This window comes from Tistlia consotensis USBA 355 (assembly GCF_900177295.1).
Taxonomy (GTDB): domain Bacteria; phylum Pseudomonadota; class Alphaproteobacteria; order Kiloniellales; family DSM-21159; genus Tistlia; species Tistlia consotensis.
Window position 1 is genome coordinate 49,270 of record NZ_FWZX01000011.1, and the last position, 21,956, is coordinate 71,225.

The 21,956-nt window shown below is 72.7% G+C and carries 24 protein-coding genes and 1 other RNA gene; 8 read left to right on the plus strand and 17 right to left on the minus strand.

The features are described from left to right. Nucleotides 1-75: 75 nt before the first annotated feature. The 12 genes from tilS to B9O00_RS14690 form a co-directional block, all read right to left on the minus strand. On the minus strand, nucleotides 76-1,380 hold the full coding sequence (gene tilS / locus B9O00_RS14635; protein WP_085123433.1) for a tRNA lysidine(34) synthetase TilS: 1,305 nt from the start codon (nucleotides 1,378-1,380) through the stop codon (nucleotides 76-78). A 92-nt stretch (nucleotides 1,381-1,472) separates the two neighbouring features. After that, nucleotides 1,473-2,429, minus strand: a complete 957-nt coding sequence (gene ybgF / locus B9O00_RS14640; protein WP_159460221.1) for a tol-pal system protein YbgF — start codon at nucleotides 2,427-2,429, stop codon at nucleotides 1,473-1,475. 235 nt (nucleotides 2,430-2,664) lie between these two features. Next, nucleotides 2,665-3,153, minus strand: a complete 489-nt coding sequence (pal, locus tag B9O00_RS14645; protein WP_085123435.1) for a peptidoglycan-associated lipoprotein Pal — start codon at nucleotides 3,151-3,153, stop codon at nucleotides 2,665-2,667. A 150-nt stretch (nucleotides 3,154-3,303) separates the two neighbouring features. Next, the gene (gene tolB, locus B9O00_RS14650; RefSeq protein WP_085123436.1) at nucleotides 3,304-4,722 is read right to left on the minus strand and encodes a Tol-Pal system beta propeller repeat protein TolB; all 1,419 of its coding nucleotides are present in this window, start codon (nucleotides 4,720-4,722) and stop codon (nucleotides 3,304-3,306) included. Nucleotides 4,723-4,724: 2 nt separating this feature from the next. Next, the gene (tolA, locus tag B9O00_RS14655) at nucleotides 4,725-5,903 is read right to left on the minus strand and encodes a cell envelope integrity protein TolA (RefSeq protein WP_143596240.1); all 1,179 of its coding nucleotides are present in this window, start codon (nucleotides 5,901-5,903) and stop codon (nucleotides 4,725-4,727) included. A gap of 90 nt (nucleotides 5,904-5,993) precedes the next feature. Beyond that, nucleotides 5,994-6,500: a protein TolR gene (gene tolR / locus B9O00_RS14660; RefSeq protein WP_085123438.1), complete on the minus strand. Its 507-nt coding sequence runs from the start codon at nucleotides 6,498-6,500 to the stop codon at nucleotides 5,994-5,996. Nucleotides 6,501-6,502: 2 nt separating this feature from the next. Continuing rightward, nucleotides 6,503-7,231, minus strand: a complete 729-nt coding sequence (tolQ, locus tag B9O00_RS14665; protein ID WP_085123439.1) for a protein TolQ — start codon at nucleotides 7,229-7,231, stop codon at nucleotides 6,503-6,505. Next, nucleotides 7,232-7,708 carry a tol-pal system-associated acyl-CoA thioesterase gene (ybgC, locus tag B9O00_RS14670; protein WP_085123440.1) on the minus strand — a complete coding sequence of 159 codons (477 nt, stop codon included), beginning with the start codon at nucleotides 7,706-7,708 and terminating at the stop codon, nucleotides 7,232-7,234. It lies immediately after the preceding gene. Beyond that, on the minus strand, nucleotides 7,705-8,787 hold the full coding sequence (gene ruvB, locus B9O00_RS14675; RefSeq protein ID WP_085123441.1) for a Holliday junction branch migration DNA helicase RuvB: 1,083 nt from the start codon (nucleotides 8,785-8,787) through the stop codon (nucleotides 7,705-7,707). Before ruvB ends, ybgC begins: the two co-directional genes overlap by 4 nt. Further along, nucleotides 8,784-9,425 carry a Holliday junction branch migration protein RuvA gene (ruvA, locus tag B9O00_RS14680; RefSeq protein ID WP_085123442.1) on the minus strand — a complete coding sequence of 214 codons (642 nt, stop codon included), beginning with the start codon at nucleotides 9,423-9,425 and terminating at the stop codon, nucleotides 8,784-8,786. Before ruvA ends, ruvB begins: the two co-directional genes overlap by 4 nt. Then, complete coding sequence (gene ruvC, locus B9O00_RS14685) at nucleotides 9,422-9,970, minus strand: crossover junction endodeoxyribonuclease RuvC (RefSeq protein WP_085123443.1); 549 nt, start codon at nucleotides 9,968-9,970, stop codon at nucleotides 9,422-9,424. Before ruvC ends, ruvA begins: the two co-directional genes overlap by 4 nt. 35 nt (nucleotides 9,971-10,005) lie before the next feature. Further along, complete coding sequence (locus B9O00_RS14690) at nucleotides 10,006-10,755, minus strand: YebC/PmpR family DNA-binding transcriptional regulator (protein ID WP_085123444.1); 750 nt, start codon at nucleotides 10,753-10,755, stop codon at nucleotides 10,006-10,008. Nucleotides 10,756-11,056: 301 nt separating this feature from the next. Here B9O00_RS14690 and B9O00_RS14695 point away from each other — a divergent pair, with 301 nt between their 5' ends. Next, on the plus strand, nucleotides 11,057-11,344 hold the full coding sequence (locus B9O00_RS14695; RefSeq protein ID WP_085123445.1) for a hypothetical protein: 288 nt from the start codon (nucleotides 11,057-11,059) through the stop codon (nucleotides 11,342-11,344). A gap of 24 nt (nucleotides 11,345-11,368) precedes the next feature. Here the strand turns inward: B9O00_RS14695 and B9O00_RS14700 are convergent, their stop codons facing one another. The 5 genes from B9O00_RS14700 to B9O00_RS32510 all read right to left on the minus strand — a co-directional run bounded on the left by B9O00_RS14700 (nucleotide 11,369) and on the right by B9O00_RS32510 (nucleotide 13,550). Further along, complete coding sequence (locus B9O00_RS14700; RefSeq protein ID WP_085123446.1) at nucleotides 11,369-12,199, minus strand: TIGR00282 family metallophosphoesterase; 831 nt, start codon at nucleotides 12,197-12,199, stop codon at nucleotides 11,369-11,371. Between the two features lie 9 nt (nucleotides 12,200-12,208). Further along, nucleotides 12,209-12,817, minus strand: a complete 609-nt coding sequence (locus B9O00_RS14705; protein ID WP_085123447.1) for a 5-formyltetrahydrofolate cyclo-ligase — start codon at nucleotides 12,815-12,817, stop codon at nucleotides 12,209-12,211. Nucleotides 12,818-12,819: 2 nt separating this feature from the next. After that, nucleotides 12,820-12,980, minus strand: a non-coding RNA gene (gene ssrS / locus B9O00_RS14710) — 6S RNA. 29 nt (nucleotides 12,981-13,009) lie between these two features. Further along, nucleotides 13,010-13,330: a cell division protein ZapA gene (locus tag B9O00_RS14715; protein WP_085123448.1), complete on the minus strand. Its 321-nt coding sequence runs from the start codon at nucleotides 13,328-13,330 to the stop codon at nucleotides 13,010-13,012. A gap of 4 nt (nucleotides 13,331-13,334) precedes the next feature. Next, nucleotides 13,335-13,550, minus strand: coding sequence for a hypothetical protein (locus B9O00_RS32510; RefSeq protein ID WP_143596241.1), 216 nt, complete (start codon nucleotides 13,548-13,550; stop codon nucleotides 13,335-13,337). 307 nt (nucleotides 13,551-13,857) lie between these two features. On the opposite strand from B9O00_RS32510, the gene tkt reads away from it, so the two are divergent. The 7 genes from tkt (at nucleotide 13,858) to B9O00_RS14755 (ending at nucleotide 21,923) form a co-directional block, all read left to right on the plus strand. Beyond that, a complete protein-coding gene (gene tkt, locus B9O00_RS14725) occupies nucleotides 13,858-15,879 on the plus strand; it encodes a transketolase (RefSeq protein WP_085123450.1) in 2,022 nt (673 codons plus the stop codon). 84 nt (nucleotides 15,880-15,963) lie between these two features. Then, a complete protein-coding gene (gap, locus tag B9O00_RS14730) occupies nucleotides 15,964-16,974 on the plus strand; it encodes a type I glyceraldehyde-3-phosphate dehydrogenase (RefSeq protein ID WP_085123451.1) in 1,011 nt (336 codons plus the stop codon). Nucleotides 16,975-17,196: 222 nt separating this feature from the next. Beyond that, on the plus strand, nucleotides 17,197-18,921 hold the full coding sequence (locus B9O00_RS14735; RefSeq protein ID WP_085123452.1) for a methyl-accepting chemotaxis protein: 1,725 nt from the start codon (nucleotides 17,197-17,199) through the stop codon (nucleotides 18,919-18,921). An 88-nt stretch (nucleotides 18,922-19,009) separates the two neighbouring features. Next, nucleotides 19,010-19,456 (plus strand): hypothetical protein, encoded by a 447-nt coding sequence (locus tag B9O00_RS14740; RefSeq protein ID WP_085123453.1) that lies wholly within the window; start codon nucleotides 19,010-19,012, stop codon nucleotides 19,454-19,456. A gap of 104 nt (nucleotides 19,457-19,560) precedes the next feature. Beyond that, nucleotides 19,561-20,481 carry a class I fructose-bisphosphate aldolase gene (locus B9O00_RS14745; RefSeq protein ID WP_085123454.1) on the plus strand — a complete coding sequence of 307 codons (921 nt, stop codon included), beginning with the start codon at nucleotides 19,561-19,563 and terminating at the stop codon, nucleotides 20,479-20,481. Nucleotides 20,482-20,488: 7 nt separating this feature from the next. Continuing rightward, a complete protein-coding gene (locus B9O00_RS14750; RefSeq protein ID WP_085123455.1) occupies nucleotides 20,489-21,118 on the plus strand; it encodes a thiamine phosphate synthase in 630 nt (209 codons plus the stop codon). A gap of 163 nt (nucleotides 21,119-21,281) precedes the next feature. Next, nucleotides 21,282-21,923, plus strand: a complete 642-nt coding sequence (locus tag B9O00_RS14755) for a MarC family protein (RefSeq protein WP_085123456.1) — start codon at nucleotides 21,282-21,284, stop codon at nucleotides 21,921-21,923. The last annotated feature ends 33 nt before the right edge of the window (nucleotides 21,924-21,956 follow it).

Sequence of the window (21,956 nt, forward strand, 5' to 3'; positions counted from 1 at the left end):
CGGTCGTCTGCGTGCCGAACAGACCGTCCGCGGGAGAGGGCGACCCCTCCCGAGACCGTTCCTATCCTGCGCCCCTTAACGAAATACTGTAAAGCTTCCGGCGCTCAGGGGGCAGCGCGGGAGGAATTCGGCGGCAGAGCCCGTCTCGGCGCATTCACGCCGTCTAGCGGTGAAGTGGGGCAATCGCGGGCGCCCGTCAAGATCGCGCAGCGTCGGCAGGCCCGTCTGTGCGGCCGCAGGGACACAGTCGAGCGGGCTGCCGGCGGCCCGGCTCGCGGCCAGCAGCGTCCTCCGCTCGGCGGGCGGGAGGCTGCCGAGCGGCGTCACGGGGCCGTCGGGCGCGCCGGCTCCGGCCGCCGTGGCGGGCAGGCGGAAGCGGCCGTCCCACGGCGCACCGGCCGGCCCCCGGCCTGCCGTTCCGCCGATCGCGGCGGCCTCGCGCACGACCAGCAGGCGGCCGCCGCGGCCCGGCAGGATCCGGCAGCCGGCCAGGGTGGCGCCGCGCGGCCCGGCGTCGCCGAGCCGCGCCAGCAGGCGCGCCAGCTTCGGGCCGCGCGGTTCGTGCTCGCGGCCGGCGACGGTGCGCAGGACCCGGCCGAGCGCGGCGAGGGCGAGCGGCGGCGGCGCCTCGAGCAGCGCCCGGCGCTCCAGCCAGGCGAAGCCGCGCGGATCGAGCCGGCAGCAGCCGGCGAGCAGCCGCGCGACCGCCGGTTCGCTCCAGCGGCGCAGCCGGCCGTAGGTCTCCGCCAGCTCGGCGCAGGCTGCGCTCGAGAGGCCGGCCTCGGCCAGAACCTGCCGGCCGCGGCGCAGCCGGACCCGGGCATAGGCCGGGTCGGCGTTGCTCGGATCGTCGAGCCAGTCCCGCCCGGCGGCCCGCAGGACGGCCTCGAGGCCGGCCCGCGGCAGGTCGAGCAGCGGGCGCAGCAGACGGACCTCGTCGAGGAAGCCGACGGCCGGCATGGCGGCGAGCCCCGCCGGGCCGCTGCCGGCGGCGAGCCGCAGCAGGAAGGTCTCCGCCTGGTCCTCGCGCTGGTGGCCGAGGACGAGGTGCAGGATGCCGGCCTCGCGGCAGGCCCCGGCGAGCAGGCGGTAGCGCGCCGCCCGGGCCGCCGCCTGGAGGCCGCCGGCCGGCTGCGGAGCGTCGCGGCGCCAGAGCAGGCTGCGATGCGCGATGCCGAGCCCGGCGCAGAGCCGGCCGACCCAGGCGGCCTCGGCGGCGGCCTCCGGGCGCAGGCCGTGGTCGACGGTGAGGGCGAGGATCTCCGCGCCGGCGTCGCGGGCCCAGTGCGCCGTCAGTAGCAGCAGGGCCAGGCTGTCGGCGCCGCCCGAGACCGCGACCGCGAGCCGGGGCCGGGGCTCGAAGGGCGCGAAGCGCGCCATCAGGGCGGCGAAGGCTGCGGACTCGGGAGGCGCCCTGTCGGGCCCGGCGGTCGCCGGGCCGGGCGGGGCGGGATCGGCGGCGGGCGGTGCGCTCAGCAGCCCAGGCGCCCCTTCTCGCGCTCGGCGCGCTGGCGGATCGTAGCGGCCGCGTTGGGATAGCGCGCCAGCAGCGCCGTGTAGGTCTTGCAGGCGTCGCCGCGCTCGCCGACGTTCGACAGCGACATGCCGAGCTTCAGCAGGTTGTCGGGCGCCTTGCTGCTGTCCGGATAGTCCTTGAAGCCCTCGGCGAAGACCACCGCGGCCTGCTTGTAGTCGCCGCGCACGTAGAAGGTCTCGCCGAGCCAGTACTTGGCGTTGCCGGCCAGCTCGTCCTTGGGATGGGCCTCGAGGAAGGCCTTCAAAGCCGCCTCGGCGCGCGGATAGTCGGCCTGGCGCAGCAGGCCGAAGGCGTAGTCGTAGTCCTCCTTGGCCGAGCCGCCGGGCAGCTGCACGGCCGGCAGCGCGGCGGTCTGGCCGGGCGCCGCGCTCTCGACCGGCGCCGCGGTCTCCGGCGCGGCGCCCTGGGGCATCGTGCCGAGCACGCGTACGCCGCCTTCCTTCTGGCCCGACATAAGCGGCTTCTCGCCGCCAGCCGCGGCGGGGGCGTTCTCGAGCGCGCCGATCCGGGTGTCGACCTGCGCCGACAGCTTGTCGACGCGGCCGTTCGTCTCGTCGATCCGGTGCGACAGCTCCTCGACCCGTCCGGTCAGGTTGCGCAGCGTGTTCTCCAGGTCGTTGAGACGCAGCAGCAGCGGGCCCGCCTCGCCTTCCGGCACCTTGAGGTCGGTCGCCGGCTGGCCGACCGCGACCTGGCGCTGCAGGACCTGGACCTCGCGCTGCAGGCGGTCGAGCTGCTGGCTCAACGCCTCGATGGTGCTGTCCTGGGCGGCGGCCGTCGAGAGGGGCGCCAGCAGGCCGAGGGCCAGGGCCAGCGCCAGGGACGCGCAGGCCCGACCCCGCCAGGGCGCAGGGCGTGGGAACTGCATGCCGGTGTGCCTCGCGCTGCTCATGGGAGATTCACCCATAATCCCTGTCCAAGCTTGTTGTCGGAATTGTGGCGCGCCCGATCTTGCGGCGCCGGGGCGGCCCGACAAAGGACAAAAATCGCCGCGCGCACGCTACGGACGCGCACGCTGCGGCCGACCGGGACCGGGACGGCGTCGGACGCGGCCGGCGAAACGAAAACGGCCCGGGCCCGCTGGTGCGGACCCGGGCTCGTTCGATCGCTAGACCGTCAGGCCGCGCTCAGCGGACGACGAACTGATCGCGCCGGTTCTGGGCCCAGGCGTACTCGGTCGAGCCGAGGACCGCCGGCCGCTCCTTGCCGTAGGAGATCGTCTTCAGGCGGCTGGCGTTGACGCCGCGGGCGACCAGGTACTCCTGGACGGCGTTCGCGCGGCGCTCTCCGAGCGCCAGGTTGTACTCGCGGGTGCCGCGCTCGTCGCAGTTGCCCTCGATCGTCAGCTGGACGCTCGGGTTCTGCTTGAGCCAGGCGGCCAGCTTGTCGACGGTGCCGCGCTGGTCGGCGCGGATGTCGCTCTTGTCGAAGTCGAAGAAGATGCGGTCGCCGACCTGCTGGGTCAGCGCTTCCTGGCTACCGGCGACCGGACCGCTCGGCGCGGCCGTGGTGGTCTGCGTGGTACCGGTGGTCGCGCCCGTGTTCTGCTGGGACGACTCGCACGCGGTCAGCGCGAGCGCCGCGGCGGCAACGATGGTCAACAGCTTCAAAGACATTCTGGTTCCCCTTGTGCCGCAGAGTCGTCTGTCGATGGTCTGACGGCCTTGGTGAAAGGTTGATGAGGTGTTTTCGCCCGCCGCCAGTGACGAACCCGGACACAACCCCTCGCTGCGGCTGCGAAGTAGCTGGACTATATTGCCGCAACCCTATGGAATCAAGGGGGACCACGCCGGGTCGGAAGCATCGAGCGGGGTTTGAACTTTGCGCTCGTTGAAGCCCGTCAGATCGATGGTATACAGCTTGCTGGTGACCTTGCCGTTGCTGTCGGCAGGATCCTGCCGGAAGTAGGCCAGGACGCGGCCGTTCGGGGCCCAGGTCGGGCCCTCGACCAGGAAGCCGCTGGACAGCATGCGCTCGCCCGAGCCGTCGGGCGCCATCACGCCGATGTAGAAGGTGCCCTGGTTCATCCGCGTGAAGGCGATCAGGTCGCCGCGCGGCGACCAGACCGGGGTCGCGTAGCGCCCCTCGCCGAACGAGATGCGCTGTACGTTGCTGCCGTCCGCGTTCATCACGTACAGCTGCTGGGAGCCGCCGCGGTCGGAGTTGAAGACGATCCGGCTGCCGTCCGGCGAGAAGGAGGCCGAGGTGTCGATCGCCGGGTTGTCGGTCAGGCGCTCGACCTTCCGGGTCCTCAGATCCATCGTGTAGATGTCCGAGTTGCCGGCCCGCGCCATCGAGAAGATCACCCGGTTGCCGTCCGGCGAGAAGCGCGGCGCGAAGGTCATGCCCGGGAAGTCGCCGAGGACCTCCTGCTGGCCGGTGTTCAGGTTGAAGAGATAGACGCGCGGCGTGTCGTTGACGTAGGCGAGGTAGGTGATCTCCTGGGTCGTCGGGCTGAAGCGCGGGGTCAGCACCAGGTTGCTGCCGTCGGTCAGGAACTGATGGTTGGCGCCGTCCTGGTCCATGATCGCCAGGCGCTTGATGCGCCGGTTCTGCGGCCCGCTCTCCGAGATGTAGACGATGCGGGTGTCGAAGTAGCCCTCCTCGCCGGTCAGCCGCTGGTAGATCGCGTCGGAGATGATGTGGGCGATGCGCCGCCAGTTCGACGGCGTGGTCATGTAGGCGAGGCCGGTCATCTGCTGCTCGGCCAGCACGTCCCACAGGCGGAACTCGACCCGCATCCGGCCGTCGGCCTGCAGGTCGACCGAGCCGCTGACCAGGGCCTGGGCCCCGATCGCCCGCCAGTCGCCGTAGCGCGGTCCGTTCTGCAGCTCCTGGCTGGTCTGCAGGAAGGCCGACTTCTCGATCGTCTTGAACAGGCCGGAGCTCGCCAGGTCGTTGCCGACGACGCCGGCGATGTCGATCCCGGTCTGGGCCAGCTCCGGCCGTGCCGGCTGGAAGTCGCTGACCGCGATCGGCATCGGGTCGACGAAGCCCTTGGTGATGTCGACGTTGAGCTGCGCCTGTGCGCTGCCGGCGCCGCCGACGGTCAGCACGGCGGCGGTCAGCAGCAGGGCGACCCCGGCCACGGCGCGGCCCAGGGTCCGGCCCAGGGAGCGGGCCGGCGCCCGGAGCCGGGGCGTGAGCGGGGCGGTCGTGAGCGGGCTTGAGGCAACGTAGGGCATGCTCAGAACATCTCCCGGGGGTCGAAGTTGAGGACCAGGTCCTGCCAGAGGTTGTAGTCCTCCTGGGGCAGCCTGAACGGCTGGCACTCGAGGATCGCCCGGCGCGCGCTCTCGGCGGCCGCGCGATAGTAGGCATTGTCGGCGAGCTGGCCGACGTTCTCGAACTCCGGCGGCGCCGCCAGCGTTCCGTCGGGCTTCAGGCGTACGCGCACGGAGACGCGCAGGCGCTCGGCGCTGCGCGCGCCCGGGTCGATGCGCCAGCAGCGCTGCATCTGGCCACGGATCATCTGGCCGAGGGCGGCGGCGCGCCGGGTCAGGTCGATCGACTGCGTGACGTTGCCGGTGCGCTTGGCGACCTGGGTCTGCTGCTCCTGCTTGACCGCCGGCTTGAGGTTCTTGTCGACGTTGCGCAGCACGCCGGCCAGCAGGTCGTCGGTCGGCTTCTCCTTGCTCGGCTCCTGGGCGCGCACCGGCGCGGGCGGCGGCACCGGCTGGGCCGGCTTGGCCTCCGGCTGCTTGGCCGGCGGCGTGTCGTCCGGGCGCGGCGGAGTCGGCAGCGGCACGATGCCGGCCATCAGCGGCTTGTCCTCGCTCGGCTGGGCCTGCTCGGCGGCCGGCTCCGGCACCGGCCGGGCGCTGTCCGGCGGCGTCTCGACGGTCTCGGCGGGCTTCGGCTCGGGGCTCGGCCGAGGCGTCTCGGGCGTCGGCGCCACCGGGCTGAGCTGCGGGGTCGGCTCGACCGGCTTGGCCTGGACGGGCTTGGCCTGCGACTCTTTGGCCTGGACCGGCTCGGCGGGGGCCGGCGCCGGCGGAGCCGGGGTCGGTGCCGGCTCCTTGGCCTCGGTCGCCGCCGGCACCGGCGCCTTGTCGGGCTGCACGACCGGCTCGGGCGCCGGCAGCTCGCGCGCGCGGCTCGGCGTCGGCTCGACCGCCGGCGCCGGCTGCGGATTGGCCTGCTGCGGCCGCGCGACCTCGTCGACCGCGTCGACCGGCTTGCTCTCTTCGGCCGACTGCACCGGGCCGATCTGCTCGGCCGGCAGCGAGGCCAGCTCGGAGACCTGGTCGAGGTTGACGATGTCGATCGGCACGATCATCTGCGGCGGCTTCGGCCGGAACAGCTGCGGCACGCCGACGACCACGAACAGCGCGATGGCGAGGTGCAGCAGGCCGGACGCGACCATGCCGCTCCACATCTTCCCCGAGGAAGAGAGCGGTCTCAGTTCGATGCTCGTGACGAGGCTCATCGGGCGCGCGGGCTCGGCTGGCGGCGGCTATTGGGCAGGCGGCTTGCTCGGCGATCTCGGGGGCTGCTGCCCCGACGGCGCCGCCTGCTTCGGGGTCGGCATCTCGGTAATCAGCGCAACGTGGGTGAAGCCGGCGAGGTTCACCAGTCCCATGATCTGCATGATCGTGCCGTACTGCAGCCGCTGGTCGCCGCGCACATAGATGCGGGTATCGGGCTTGTTGTTGGTGATGGCACGCAATTTGGGCACCAGCGTGTCCTCGTCGACCCGCGCGTCCTCGATGAAGATGCTGCCGTCGGCGCGCACCGAGATGACCAGCGGCTCGACGGGATCGGGGATGACCGGCGCCTTGGCCTTGGGCAGGTCGACCTGGACGCCGACCGTGAGCAGCGGGGCGGTGACCATGAACACGATCAGCAGCACCAGCATGACGTCGACGAAGGGCGTCACGTTGATGTCGCTCATCGGCTGCCAGCGCCGGCGCCGGGCGCCCCAGCCGCGCTCGCCCCGACGGTGCATGATCGGTCCGGCCATGCCTAGCGCGCCTCTTCGATCTGGCGGGACAGGATCGCGGTGAACTCGCCGGAGAAGGCCTCCAGGCGCTGGCCGTAGCGGCCGACGTCGTTGTTCAGCTTGTTGAAGCCGAGCGTCGCGGGGATCGCCGCGACCAGGCCGAAGGCCGTGGCGAACAGCGCTTCGGCGATGCCGGGGGCGACCACGGCCAGCGAGGTGTTGGCGCTGCCGGCGATCGAGGTGAAGGCGTTCATGATGCCCCAGACCGTGCCGAACAGGCCGACGAAGGGCGCCGAGGAGCCGACCGAGGCGAGGAAGATCATGTGGCGCTCCAGGCGGTCCATCTCGCGGCCGATGGCGATGCCCATGACCCGCTCGATGCGCTCTTTCAGCGCATGGCCGCCGTCCTCGCCGACCTGGCCGCCGCGCCGGGTGAAGCGCCGCCACTCGCGCATCGCCGCGGCGAAGACCGCGGCGAAGGGGTCGGCGGGCTCGTCGCCGATGCGGTCGTAGAGCTGGTCGAGCGAGCCGCCGGACCAGAAGGTCTCCTCGAAGCGGTCGGCCTCGCGCCGCAGGCGGCGCAGGCGGATGACCTTGTCGAAGATGATGGCCCAGCTCCAGAACGATGCCGCCAGCAGCAGCAGCAGCACGATCTTGACGACGATGTCGGCCTGCAGGAACAGGCTCCAGATCGACAGGCTGTGATGGGCCACGTCGGCGATCGCTGCCGCGTCGACCGTCGCATTCTCCATTCAGGCAGACTCCCCGGTTGCGTGCTGGGCAAAGGGCTCAAGGGCGGTGCGGACCGCCGCCGGCAGGCGCTTCGGCTTGCCGTCGGACAGGGCGACGCAGGCCACTTTCACCATAATCGTGACCAATGTTTGGCGATCTCGGACGATCCGCTGCGCGATCTCGACGCTGGCGGCGCCAAGCCGCACCAGCCGCGAGCGCACCTCCAGCCGGTCGTCGAGCCGCGCCGGCCAGCGGTAGTCCAGGCTGGCGTGGCGCACCGCGAAGGCCAGGTCCTGGCTGTCGAAGAGCGGGCGCTGGTCGATGCCGGCCAGGCGCAGGAACTCGCTGCGCCCGCGCTCGGCGAAGCGCAGGTAGTTGGCGTAGTACACGATCCCGGCGGCGTCGGTGTCCTCGTAGTAGACGCGCAGCGGCAGGCAGTGTTCCCGGTCCTCGAAGAAGCCGCTGCCGGGCGCCTCCGCGCTGACCGCACCGCTCACGGAGCCGCCTCGTCGCTGCCGGGGCCGGTGTCGCCCTCGGGATCGGCCAGCAGGTCGAACTGCTCGGCGAGGTGGCGCGGCGCGTCCAGGCCGAGGTACTCGAAGCCGCCGCGGCTCAGCATGCGGCCGCGCGGCGTGCGCTGCAGCAGGCCCTGCTGCAGCAGGTAGGGCTCGATGACCTCCTCGATGACGTCGCGCTGCTCGGACAGGGCGGCGGCCAGGGTCTCGGCGCCGACCGGCCCGCCGCCGTAGCTCTCGCCGAGGCAGGTGAGGTAGCGCCGGTCCATCGCGTCGAGGCCGCGGGCGTCGACCTCGAGCCGGCGCAGCGCGGCGTCGGCGATCCCGGCGTCGACCGTGGCGGCGCCCTCGACGGCGGCGAAATCGCGCACCCGGCGCAGCAGGCGCCCGGCGACGCGCGGCGTGCCGCGGCTGCGCCGGGCGACCTCCATGGCCCCCTCGCTGGTCAGGTCGAAGCCGAGCACCCGGGCGCCGCGCGAGACGATCCGCTCGAGCTCGGGCGGCGTGTAGAACTCCAGGCGCAGGGGGATGCCGAAGCGCTCGCGCAGGGGCCGGGTGATCAGGCCGCTGCGGGTCGTCGCGCCGACCAGGGTGAAGGGCGGCAGGTCGATCCGCACCGAGCGGGCCGCCGGGCCCTCGCCGATCACCAGGTCGAGCTGGAAGTCCTCCATGGCCGGATAGAGGATCTCCTCGACCGCGGGGCTGAGGCGGTGGATCTCGTCGATGAACAGCACGTCGCGCGGCTGCAGGTTGGTCAGGATCGCGGCCAGGTCGCCGGCGCGCGCGATGACCGGGCCCGAGGTCGCGCGGAAGCCGACGCCGAGCTCGCGGGCGACGATCTGCGCCAGGGTCGTCTTGCCCAGGCCCGGCGGGCCGAAGAACAGCACGTGGTCGAGCGGCTCGTCGCGCTGGCGCGCCGCCGCGACGAAGATCTTGAGGTTGGCGCGCAGGCGCTCCTGACCGACGAAGTGCTCCAGGCTCTGCGGCCGCAGGGCCGCGTCGCCGTCGCCCTCGGCTGTCCCGGGGGCGTTCCGGGGGGAGACCAGCCGGGAGTCGCTCATCGCGCCAGCTCCCGCAGCCCGCCCTTGATCAGCTCCTCGAGCGGCGCCTCGCTGCCCAGGTTGCGGGCCGCCTGGGCGACCGCCGCGAAGGCCTCGCCGCGCTTGTAGCCGAGCGCCTCGAGGGCCGAGACGGCGTCCTCGGCGGCCGCCGCGGCCTCGGCGTTCGGGGCGCTCGGGGCCGCCGTGCCGTCGGCGACGGCCCGGCCGCGGCCCGGCAGCTCGCTCGCCAGCGCGATGCGCCCGGCCTTGTCCTTGAGCTCGGCGCAGATCCTCGCCGCCAGCTTCGGGCCGACGCCGTTGGCCCGGCTGACCGCCGCCTTGTCCTGCGCCGCGATCGCCTGGGCGAGCTGCAGGGGCGACAGCACCGAGAGGATGGCCAGCGCGCTGCGCGAGCCGACGCCCTGGACCGTCGAGAGCAGGCGGAACCAGTCGCGCTCGGCGGCCTCCAGGAAGCCGTAGAGATGGATGTGGTCCTCGCGCACGTGGGTCTCGATCAGCAGGCTCGCCGCCTCGCCGCGCGACGGCAGCAGGCCGAGCGTGCGGCTCGAGGCGAAGACCAGGTAGCCGACGCCGCCGACGTCGAGGATCGCCTGCTCCTCGCCGACGCTGTCGATCCGGCCGCTCAGCTTGCCGATCATGGGCGGCGCCTCGCCCCGGCGCGGCGCGCCGCGGAGAAGCCGATCTCCGTCGTCGCCGAGCCGGCCCAGTGGGCGCGGGTCGCGCTGTGGTGGGCATGGCAGATCGCCACGGCCAGCGCGTCGGCGGCGTCGGCCGAGGCGTGGCCGGAGCCGGGCAGCAGGGCACCGACCATCGCGGCGACCTGCTCCTTGGCGGCGTGGCCGGTGCCGACGACCGACTTCTTGACGATCATCGGCAGGTACTGGCTGACCGGCAGGCCGGCCAGGGCCGGCACCAGCAGGGCGATGCCGCGGGCCATGCCGAGCTTGAGGGTCGAGGCCGGGTTGCGGTTGGCCAGGGTCTCCTCGACCGCCGCCGCATCCGGGCGCTGGGCGGCGATGACCTCCTCCAGGGCGTGCTTCAGGGCGACCAGACGCTCGGCCAGATCGGCCTTCTCGTCGGTGCGCAGCACACCGTGGGCGACGTGGCTCAGGCGGTTGCCCTCGGCCTCGATGACGCCCCAGCCGGTCAGTCGCAGTCCCGGGTCCAGCCCGATCACCCGCATCGCGTCGCCTCCTGCCGGGTCGCCCCGACCATGGATCACGCGGTCAGCCGCTCGATCACCTCGTCGGCGATGTCGAAGTTGGCCGCGACCTGCTGGACGTCGTCGCTGTCGTCCAGCGCGTCGAGCAGCTTGAACAGGGTCGAGGCCTGATCCTCGGTGACCGGCGTGGTGTTGAGCGGCTTCCAGGTCAGCCGGGCCTCGCGCGGGTCGCCATATTTCTCGACCAGGGCGTCGCGCACCTCGGAGAAGTCGTCCGGGGCGCAGATCACCTCATGGCCGTCGGCGCTCGACTGGACGTCGCTGGCGCCGGCCTCGGCCGCCGCCTCGAACATCGCCTCGGCGCCGGCGACCTCGGCCGGATAGACGATCTGGCCGACGCGCTCGAACATGAAGGAGACCGAGTTGGTCTCGCCCAGGCTGCCGCCGTGCTTGGAGAAGGCGCTGCGCACCTCGGAGGCGGTGCGGTTGCGGTTGTCGGTCAGCGCCTCGACGATGACGGCGACGCCGCCGGGGCCGTAGCCCTCGTAGCGCACCGCCTCGTAGTTGTCGGCGTCGCCGCTGCCGGTCGCCTTCTTGATCGCGCGCTCGATGTTGTCCTTCGGCATGTTTGCCGCACGCGCCGTCGCGATGGCGCTGCGCAGGGCGGCGTTCATGTTCGGATCGGGCAGTCCGGCCTTGGCCGCGACGATGATTTCGCGCGTCAGCTTGGCGAACTGGCTGGCGCGCTTCTTGTCCTGCGCGCCCTTGCGGAACATGATGTTCTTAAATTGGCTGTGGCCGGCCATGACCTTTTCACCCCAAAATGCGGAAGGGCGTGGCGAATTTCATACCACATCTTGGGGTACGGCGCGACGCACTTCAGGCCACGCCCAGACCGTGTCTGCATCCGTCCCGGCATCGCGCGGCTGCCTTCTAGCAGGGATGCCAGGGGTTTCGGAAGCCCCGTCGCCGGAGCGGTGGGCGGGGCCGCCGCGCGCGGGCCGTTTGCGTTAACCGCGGATTAACGGGCGGACGGCCATTCTGCGGGCCGGCATCGTCCCCGAGCGCGGGCAGCGCGGTGTCCGAAACAGCGAAGGATCCAGACCCATGGCCCTGCCTCGTGAACTCGTCGACGTCATGCAGCTGACCGGCCAGATGGTCGGCCAGGAGGCAGCCGACGGCGAGGCGGCGAGCCGCAACCTCGTCGCCGCGGCGGCGCTGGTCGGCGACTTCGCGACCGAGAGCGCGGCTGCCGGCCTGGACCGCCTGCTGATACTCTGCGAGGACGGCGGCGATGTCCGCGCCGCGGCCGGTCTGGCCGCCGAGGCGGTCGACCGCGCTGCCCTGCTCGACGACGAGGTCGGCCGCTTCCTGAAGACCGCCGGCCGACTCTAGGCCCCCGACTCTGGGCCCCCGGCTCTAGCCGGCCAGCGCCTCGGCCTTCGGCATCTGCTGCTGCAGGCGGCCGCCGAGCCGCAGCGGCTCGACGCGCCGGGCCAGGCCGCTCCTCGGATCGGTCTCGACGAACACGCCGCACAGGGTGCCCGGGCCGGTCGCCGCCGACAGCCGCTCGGTCGGCAGCTTGCGCGTGAAGCGCTGCAGCGGTACGGCCTTGTCCATGCCGATCACCGAATCGTAGTCGCCGCACATGCCGGCGTCGCTCTGGTAGGCGGTGCCGCCCGGCAGGATCTGCGTGTCCGCGGTCGGCACGTGGGTGTGGGTGCCGACGACCAGCGAGACCCGGCCGTCGAGGAAGTGGCCCATGGCCATCTTCTCGCTGGTCGCCTCGGCATGCATGTCGACCAGCACGAAATCGGCCGTGGCGCCCAGTCGGTGGCGGGACAGCTCGCGCTCGACGCAGGCGAAGGGATCGTCGAGCGGGTCCATGAACAGCCGGCCCATCAGGTTGACGACCAGCACCTTGCGTCCCTGCACGGTCTGGAACAGCGCGGCGCCGCGGCCCGGCGTGCCGGCCGGGAAGTTGTGCGGGCGCAGCAGGCGCGGCTCGCGCTCGATGTAGGACAGCGCCTCCTTCTGGTCCCAGGAGTGGTTGCCGCCGGTGACGACGTCGACGCCGGCCTCGAACAGCTCGCCGCAGATCTTCTCGGTGACGCCGAAGCCGCCGGCCGCGTTCTCGGCGTTGGCGACGACGAAGTCGAGGCCGAGCTCGCGACGCAGCGCCGGCAGCCGCTCGACCAGGACGTCGCGGCCGGAGCGCCCGACGATGTCGCCGCAGAACAGAAAGCGCATCTCGTCTCCTCAGGTCGCCGGGGCGAGGGCGCGGGCGCCCGCCTCGGTGACGATCCAGTCCAGCCGCTCGTCGGTCGTCTCGCGCGGCAGGCGCTCGGCGCGCTGCGCCGCGTAGGCGAGGCCGATGGCCAGCGCCTGCAGGCCCCCGGCCCGCAGCTTCGCCAGGGTCCGGTCGTAGAAGCCGCCGCCGTAGCCGAGGCGGAAGCCCTCGTCGTCGAAGCCGACCAGCGGCACCAGCAGCACCGACGGCACCCGCTCCTCGGCCTCCGGGCCCGGCACCTGGGTGCCGAAGCCCGCGGCCTGCAGTCTAGCGTCCGGCGTCCAGGCACGGAAAGCCAGGGGCTTTCCGGCACCGACGATGACCGGCAGGCAGAGCGGATGGCCGAGGCCGAGCAGCGCCAGCATCGCCGGGCGCGGGTCGATCTCGTCGCGCAGCGGCCAGTAGCCGGCGACGACCGCGCCCTCGGGCAGGGCGACGTCGGCCAGCCGCGCCGCCAGCCGCGCCCCGGCCTCGGGGTCGGCCGCATGGGCTGCGGCGCGCCGGGCCAGCAGGGCCGCGCGCAGCCGCTTCTTCTCGGCCGCCAGGTCGGCGGCGTCCGGATCGGCGGCGGAAGACATCGAGGGGAGCCGCGAAGGCCGTTGGTCTATGATCATCCTCTGTGGCCTGTCCGAGACAGGTGGGCGCCGTAGTGCCGGGACCAGGGCCCCGGCAGGGACAGCTCCCTAGAGGTTCGTATTGGCCCCAGGGATCGACGCGACCTGACGCACCCCGCAGCCCGTCCCTCGTCGGCAGATGCCGAGCCTCGTTAATTAGGCTTCGGCCAGCTTGCGGGCAAGGGTGTCGATGCGGCTGGCGGCGCCGTCCAGCACCTCGGCCGCCTCGTCGGCCGCCGCCTCGGCCTCGCGGGCGCCGTGGCGCTCCAGCCGGTCCTTGGCGTCGAACAGCTCGTCGGCGACCAGCAGCCCGGCGATGACCAGCAGCCGGCCCTCGCCGACCTGGCCGACCGCGCCGGCCAGCTCGCGCACGCGGCTGTCGAAATAGGCGCCGACCTCGCGCAGGTGCTCTTCCTGGCCGTCGTCGCAGGTGATCTCGTAGCTGCGTCCGTTGATCTTCAGCGCGACCTGACCCATCGCCTCAGGCCTCCTTCATGACGCGCTCGAGCTCGGCGATGGTGCGGTCGAGCCGGTTCGCGGCCTCGCCGGCCAGCTTCTGCAGGCGCTCGTTCTCGGCGCGCGCCTCGGCGATCGCGGCCCGCAGCTCCCCGGTCTCGCCGGCGCGCTCGGCGAGCACGGCCTCGAGCCGCGCGAGCGCGGCCTCCAGTCTCTCGCTGCTGTCCTGCAAAGCCGACACCGGCCACCGCCTCTCCATCGGGGCTCCCCGCGGATGCCGGGGCCCGTCGGAAGGTAAGCGGTGCGCCGCGCGCGGGTCAATCGGCCAGGGCCGGCCGAGGCTGCCCGGCGGGCGGCCGGCGCGGGCCGGATTTCGACCGCCATATCGCGGTTGACCCCGCCGGGGGCCGGCGGCATTGTGCGCGCCCGTACAGCGCCGCTGGCCCAGCGTTCCTGCGACCGGCCGTCCCTTCGCCGCCAGGAGGGGCCAGAGTCGGGCGCCGCCTGCCGGCCGTCGAGGCCCGTCAATTCTCCGGAAAGTGCGACGAGTGGATCATCAGGACCCCCAGACCCCCGCTGCCGCCGCGGCCCGTGGGGCCGTTTCCCACGGCGAGCTCGCCAACGCCATCCGGTTCCTCGCGATGGACGCGGTCGAGCGGGCCAAGTCCGGCCACCCGGGCATGCCGATGGGCATGGCCGACGTCGCCACGGTGCTGTTCCGCGACTTCCTGAGCTTCGATCCCTCGGCGCCCGACTGGGCCGACCGCGACCGCTTCGTGCTGTCGGCCGGCCACGGCTCGATGCTGCTCTACGCGCTGCTCTACCTGACCGGCTATGCCGAGATGACGGTCGAGGAGCTGAAGCGCTTCCGCCAGCTCGGCAGCAAGACGCCGGGCCATCCCGAGGCGGATCATGCCCTCGGCATCGAGACGACGACCGGGCCGCTCGGCCAGGGCTTCGGCAACGCCGTCGGCATGGCGATCGCCGAGCGGCTGCTGGCGGCGCGCTTCGGCGAGTCGGTCGTCGACCACCGGACCTACGTCATGGTCGGCGACGGCTGCCTGATGGAGGGCATCAGCCACGAGGCGGCCTCGCTGGCCGGCCACCTCAAGCTCGGCAAGCTGATCGCGCTCTACGACGACAACGAGATCTCGATCGACGGCCCGACCTCGCTGGCCCTGTCGGACGACGCGCTGCTGCGCTTCGAGGCCTACGGCTGGCACACCCAGCGCGTCGACGGCCACGATCCCGAGGCGATCCGGGCGGCGATCGAGGCGGCGCGTGCCGACGAGCGGCCCTCGCTGATCGCCTGCCGCACCCGCATCGGCTTCGGCGCGCCGACCAAGGAGGGCACGGCGGCGACCCACGGCGCGCCGCTCGGCGCCGAGGAGATCGCCGGTGCCCGCAAGAAGCTCGGCTGGCCCTACGCGCCCTTCGAGGTGCCGGCCCCGGTGCTCGGCGCCTGGCGGGCGATCGGCGCCGCCGGCGCGGCGCGGCGCCAGGCCTGGCTGGAGCGCCTCGAGGGCCTGTCCGCGGCCGACCGCGACGAGTTCCGGCGGCGCCTGTCGGGCGAGCTGCCGGCCGACCTGGCCGCGGCCTTCAAGACGCTCAAGGCCGAGATCGACGCCGAGAAGCCGACCCTGGCGACGCGCCAGTCGTCGCAGCGCACGATCGAGGCGGTCGCCGGCCTGATGCCGGAGCTGATCGGCGGCTCGGCCGACCTGACCGGCTCGAACAACACGAAGGCCAAGGCGCAGGCGAACATCGTGCCGCCGGGCTACACGGGCAGCTACCTGCACTACGGCGTGCGCGAGCATGCCATGGCGGCGGCGATGAACGGCCTGGCGCTGCACGGCGGCTTCCGGCCCTACGGCGGCACCTTCCTGGTGTTCAGCGACTACTGCCGGCCGTCGATCCGCCTGTCGGCGCTGATGCGGCAGCCGGTCGTCTACGTCATGACCCACGATTCGATCGGCCTCGGCGAGGACGGTCCGACGCACCAGCCGGTCGAGCACCTGGCGGCGCTGCGCGCGATCCCGAACCTGTGGGTCATGCGGCCGGCCGACACCATGGAGACGGCCGAGTGCTGGGAGCTGGCGCTGGAGCGGAAGGACGGGCCCTCGGTGCTGGCGCTGACCCGCCAGTCGGTGCCGACCGTGCGCGGCGGCGCCGGCGAGGAGAACTGGTGCCGCTACGGCGCCTACATCCTGACCCCGGCCCATGCCGCGCGCCAGGTCACGCTGATCGCCAGCGGCTCCGAGGTCAGCATCGCGCTCGAGGCGCAGAAGCTGCTGCGCGAGCAGGACATCGCCGCCAGCGTCATCTCGATGCCCTGCTGGGAGCTGTTCGCGGAGCAGCCCAGCAGCTATCGCGACGAGGTGCTCTATCCGGGCAGCCTGCAGGTCGCCATCGAGGCTGGCGTGCCGTTCGGCTGGGAGCGCTGGGTCGGCGCCGAGGGCGTCGTGGTCGGCATGAAGGGCTTCGGCGCCTCGGCGCCCCACACGGCGCTCTACGAGCACTTCGGCATCACCGCCGAGGCTGTCGTGTCGGCCGTGCGCACCCATCTGTAGGGCGCAGTCGTTAGAGAGAGCAGAGACGGAGCCGCCCGCACGCGGGCGGCAAGCCTGGGACCAGCTGGAGGAGGATCGAACACCATGCCCGTTCGCGTCGGTATCAACGGTTTCGGCCGGATCGGCCGCCTGGTGCTCCGCGCCGCCCACGAGGCGAAGCGCAGCGACATCGAGTTCGTGGCGATCAACGACCTCGGCAAGCCGTCCGACAACGCCCACCTCCTGACCTACGACTCGGTCCACGGCCGCTATCCCGGCACGGTCGGCTCGACCGACGACTCGATCATCGTCGACGGCCATTCCATCAAGTCGCTGTCCGAGCGCGACCCGGCCAAGCTGCCCTGGGGCGACCTCGGCGTCGACATCGTGCTGGAGTGCACCGGCATCTTCACCGACAAGGAGAAGGCCGGCCTGCACCTGAAGGGCGGCGCCAGGAAGGTGCTGGTGTCGGCGCCGGCCAGCGGCGTCGACCTGACCGTCGTCTTCGGCGTCAACGACGACAAGCTGGAGCCCGGCCACACCGTGGTCTCCAACGCCAGCTGCACGACCAACTGCCTGGCGCCGGTCGCCCACGTGCTGCACAAGGCCGTCGGCATCGAGCGCGGCTTCATGACCACCGTTCACTCCTACACCGGCGACCAGCGCACGGTCGACACGCTGCACAAGGACCTGCACCGGGCCCGTGCGGCGGCGGTCTCGACGATCCCGACCTCGACCGGCGCGGCGCGCGCCGTCGGCCTGGTGCTGCCGGAGCTGAAGGGCAAGCTCGACGGCGTCGCCCTGCGCGTGCCGACGCCCAACGTCAGCCTGGTCGACCTGAAGTTCGACGCCGCGCGCGAGACCTCGGCCGAGGCGATCAACGCGGCGGTCGAGGAGGCTGCGGCGAGCGCCCGCCTCAAGGGTATCCTGGAGGTCAACAAGGCGCCGCTGGTCTCGGTCGACTTCAACCACTCCTCGGCCAGCTCGGTCTTCGACGCCGGCGGCACCCACGTCATCGAGGGCCGCTTCGTCCGCGTCATGAGCTGGTACGACAACGAGTGGGGCTTCTCGAACCGGATGAGCGACACCGCCGTCGCCATGGGCAAGCTGCTCTAGGCTGCCCGGCCGCCCGGACCGGGCGGCGCGCGCCGATCTGCCGGAACGCGGAGCCGTGGCCACGGCTCCGCGTTCCGCTTTCTGCACGGCGCAGTGTTCGCTCAGGCCTTCCTGAGGGTGTGTACGAACGGATTTTACCTCCCGTTAAGCAGGCTGTTGGTATCCCGGTAGGGCAGTCTTGCGGGTCTCGCCCGCACCGTCCCGTTGCGAGGACCCCAGAGCATGCCCAGCCTCCGCCTTCTTTCCCGCCTGCGCCTGACCACCCGGACGACGGCCCTGACGATCCTGCTGATCGCTCTGTCGGTGGCTGCGGTCGGGACGGTGACGATCCTGGAGATCACCCACGAGATCGAGCGCCAGGTCATCGACCGGCAGTCGGCCAGCCTGCGCGCCGCCGCCCTGGTCATGAGCGAGCGCTTCCCCGAGCTGAAGGTGACCTACGCCAAGGACGGCAACGTCGAGCGCCTGGTCATGCCGGCGATCCCCGACTTCGCCGACCACGACATGATCGACCGCGTCGGCCGCTACACCGGCGAGACCGCGACGGTCTTCGCCCTGCAGCCGGGCGACGGCGACTTCTGGCGGCGCACCACGAACATCGTGAAGCCCGACGGCAGCCGCGCGGTCGGCACGCAGCTGGGCAAGAAGGGCAAGGTCTTCCCGGTCGTGTCGAGCGGCAGGACCTTTCGCGGCGAGGCGACGATCCTGGGCCGCGACTACTACACGATCTACCAGCCGATCTTCGATCCCGCCGGCAAGGTCATCGGCATCCTCTACGCGGGCGTGCTGAAGGCGCAGCTGACCGGCGTGCTGGACGACCTGTCGTTCAACCTGGTCGCCTCCTCGGCCGTCGTGCTGCTGCTCTCGGTGATCGCGGCCTACCTGCTGTTCCGCGCCATGCTGCGGCCGATCCCGCGTCTCGCCGAGCTGATGCAGCGGCTGTCGCGCGAGGACAGCGACGCCGAGGTGCCCTACCAGTCGAAGCGCGACGAGGTCGGCGAGATGGCCCGGGCGCTCCACGTCTTCAAGGAGCGCATGCACGAGAACGAGAAGCTGCGCGTCGAGCAGCGCGAGGCCGAGCAGCGCGCCCAGGCCGAGAAGGCCGAGGCGATGCGCCAGCTCGCCGGCGAGTTCGAGGCCGAGATCGGCCGCATCGTCGCCTCGGTGGCCAGCGCCTCGGCGGCGCTCGGCCAGGAGGCGACGACGGTGACCGGCAAGGTCGACAGCGCCGAATCGACCTCGGCCAGCGTCTCCGCCTCGACCCACGAGGCCTCGGACGCCGTCCAGGCGGTGGCCAGCGCCGCCGAGGAGCTGGCCGCCTCGATCGCCGAGGTGACCCGCCAGATGGACCAGGTCAACGCCCTGGCCGGCGACGCCGGGCAGCGCGCCAGCGACACCAACGGCACCGTCGCGGCCCTCGCCGACGCCGCGCAGAAGATCGGCGACGTGGTCAACCTGATCAGCGAGATCGCCGAGCAGACCAACCTGCTGGCGCTGAACGCGACGATCGAGGCGGCGCGGGCCGGCGAGGCCGGCAAGGGCTTCGCCGTGGTCGCCTCGGAGGTCAAGAACCTGGCGACCCAGACCGCCAAGGCGACCGACGAGATCTCCCAGCGCATCGGCGAGATGCAGTCGATCTCCAAGGAGGCGGTGACCGCCATCGAGGGCATCGGCGGCGCCATCGAGGAGGTGCGCTCCATCGCGACCACGGTCGGCACCGCGGTGCAGGAGCAGAACTCCGCGACCTCCGAGATCGCGCGCAGCGCCCAGGGCGCCTCGGCCAGCGTCAGCCACGCCGCCGCCGGCATCAACGAGGTCAGCGAGGGCAACCGCGACGCCAAGCAGGTCGTCGGCACGATGGCGGCCTCGACCGGCGAGCTGATCGGCCACTCCGAGCGCCTGTCCACGGCGATGGAGGCCTTCCTGCAGAAGGTGCGCGCAGCCTGACCGGCTGGGCGCCGGCCCGTCCGGCCCGCCTGCTTCCGGAAACCCCGGCGCCGCGACAGCGCGCCGGGGTTTCCGCTATTCTGCGGCCATGTCCCCCAGCGGCGACCTGCCCGGCCCGGCGATCACGGTGCATTGGCTCGAGCATGCCGAGGCGGCGCTGCGCGCCGCGGCGTCGGCCGGCCGGGCGGTGACGCTGCTCTCGGCTCCCGCGGCCGCCTTTACCGTCGGGCCGCTCTATTTCCGCGAGATGGTCGCGCTGGCCCGCACCGCGGTGCCCGGGGCCGCGGCGCTGGCCCTGTTCGACTGCGGCGCCGCCCCGGGCCGGGCCCTGGAGGCGCTGCACAGCGGGCTGGAGGCGATCGTCTTCGAGGGACCGGAGCCGCAGCGCGGCCGTCTGGCCGCGATCGCGGCCGCGGGCGGCGCCCGTCTGGTCAAGCGGCGGCCGCCGGCCCTCGACCTCCTCGACCTCGAAAAGCCGGAAGAGGCCGCGCTCGGCTGGCTGCGGGACGGCACCGCGCCCGGTGCCGAACGTTGAAAAGGCGGCGCGGCTCGGCTATGCAACGCCGCGCCCCCTGACAGGACAGCGACCCGGCTGCCGAGGGGCGTAACCAACGGGAACTGGCGGCGACGAGGAACACCATGCGGATCACCCAGCGCGTCAAGCGCATCCTGGCGAACTACGAGAGCGACTGTCCCGGCACCAAGACCAACCTGGCGCGGATCCTGATGCACGGTCGGCTCGGCGGCACCGGCAAGATGGTCATCCTGCCGGTCGACCAGGGCTTCGAGCATGGGCCCGACCGCAGCTTCGCGCCGAACCCGCCGGCCTACGACCCGCACTACCACTACCAGCTGGCGATCGACGCCGGGCTCAACGCCTATGCGGCACCCCTCGGCATGCTGGAGGCCGGGGCCGACTCCTTCGCCGGCGCGATCCCGACGATCCTCAAGCTGAACTCCTCGGACAGCCACGCGACGGTCAAGGACCAGGCCGTCTACGGCTCGGTCCAGGACGCCCTGCGCCTCGGCTGCTCGGCGATCGGCTTCACGATCTATCCGGGCGCCGACGACCAGTTCGAGATGATGGAGGAGTTCCGCGAGCTCTCGGAGGAGGCCAAGGCCGTCGGCCTGGCCGTCGTGCTCTGGTCCTACCCGCGCGGCGGCGACCTGTCGAAGGCCGGCGAGACGGCGGTCGACGTCACCGCCTACGCCGCGCATCTGGCGGCCCTGCTCGGCGCCCACATCATCAAGGTCAAGCCGCCGACCGACCACGTCGAGCAGGACGAGGCGAAGAAGGCGCTGGAGAAGGCCAAGGTCGACCTCTCGACCCTGGAGAAGCGCATCGCCCACGTCATGCAGTCGGCCTTCGCCGGCCGCCGCATCGTCGTCTTCTCGGGCGGTGCCGCCAAGGGCACCGAGGGCGTGCTGGAGGAGATCCGCCAGATCGCCGCGGGCGGCGCCAACGGCTCGATCATCGGCCGCAACTCGTTCCAGCGCTCGCGCGAGGACGCCCTGGCCCTGCTCGACACCATCGTCAAGATCTACCAGGGCAAGGCCTGACCCGGCCTTGCGCTGCCGGCTGATCCTGTCCTCGCCGCCGGACCTGCTCCAGGAGGATGCGGGGGACGGCAGCGACCTGCAGGGCTTCCTGAGGCGCCTTCTCGCGGCCGTCGCCCGGGGCGACGTCGCCGCCTTCGTGCTGCGCACCGAGGGCGCCGCCGCGCCGGACGCCGCGGTGCGCGCGGCCGTGACGGCGCTCTGCGGCCCGCTCCAGGAGGCCGGCGTCGCCTTCCTGGTCGAGGGCCGCGCCGATCTCGCGGTCGAGCTGGGCTGCGACGGCGTGCAGGTGCCGGCCAACCGGACCACGGTCAAGGCGGTGCGCCGGGCGCTCGGCGCCGACGCCATCGTCGGCGCGCTCTGCGCCGCGACGGCGGAGGGCGAGGGGCTGCGCCATGCCGCCATGGAGGCCGGCGAGGCCGAGGCCGACTACGTCGCCTTCCCGGCCTCGGCGACCGAGGCGCTGGCCTGGTGGGCCGAGCTGATGGAGGTGCCCTGCGTCGCCTGGGACGCCGATCCGGCGGATGCCGCGGCCCTGGTCGAGACCGGCGCCGAGTTCATCGCCCTGGCGCCGGCGCTGTGGCAGGCGGCCGATCCGGCGGCGCTCGTCGCCGGGGTCCAGGCGGCGATCGACGCCTGAGCCGTGCCGCGGCCGCCGGGCCGCCGCGCAGGTCCGCCGCGCAGGTCCGCCGCGCAGGTCCGCCGGGCGCGCGGGTTGACCCGGAGGCCGATCGGCCCGAGGCTGGGCCCGGCTGATGGACGCGGGGTGCGGGCGCGCCCCGCTCCCCGGGGGGATTCCCAAGATGCGTGAGACGGCCCTGGTGGCCCTGGCGACCTTCTTCGCGACCGTCGGCCCGCTCGACGTCGCGGTGCTGTTCGCCGGCCTGACCAACGAGCACCGGCCGCGCGAGCGCCGGGCCATGGCGATCCGGGGCGTCGCCGTCGCCAGCGGCATCCTGCTGTTCTTCGCGCTGTTCGGGAAGCCGGTGCTGGCCGCCTTCGGCATCTCGCTGCCGGCGCTGCGCACCGCCGGCGGCATCCTGCTGCTGCTGATCGCCGTCGACCTGGTCTTCGCCCGCTCCTCCGGCGGCACCACCACGACCCGCGACGAAGTCGCCGAGGCCGAGGGCAAGCGCGACATCGCGGTCTTTCCGCTGGCCATGCCGCTGATCGCCGGGCCCGGCGCGATCGGCGCCGCGATCCTGCTGGTCGCCCAGGCGCAGGGCGACGCGACGCGGATCGCCGCGGTGGTCGGCGCCATGCTGGCGGTGATGCTGCTGACCCTGGCGCTGCTGCTGACCGCGACCCAGGTGCAGAAGCTGATCGGCGTCACGGCCCTGCACGTCGTCTCGCGCGTCGCCGGCATCCTGCTCGCCGCCCTTGCCGTGCAGTTCGTCTTCGACGGCATCGGCGCCAGCGGTCTTCTGTCGGGCGGCGCTAGTTAGCCCGGCTGCCGGCGACACCCGGAGTTGTTGCCC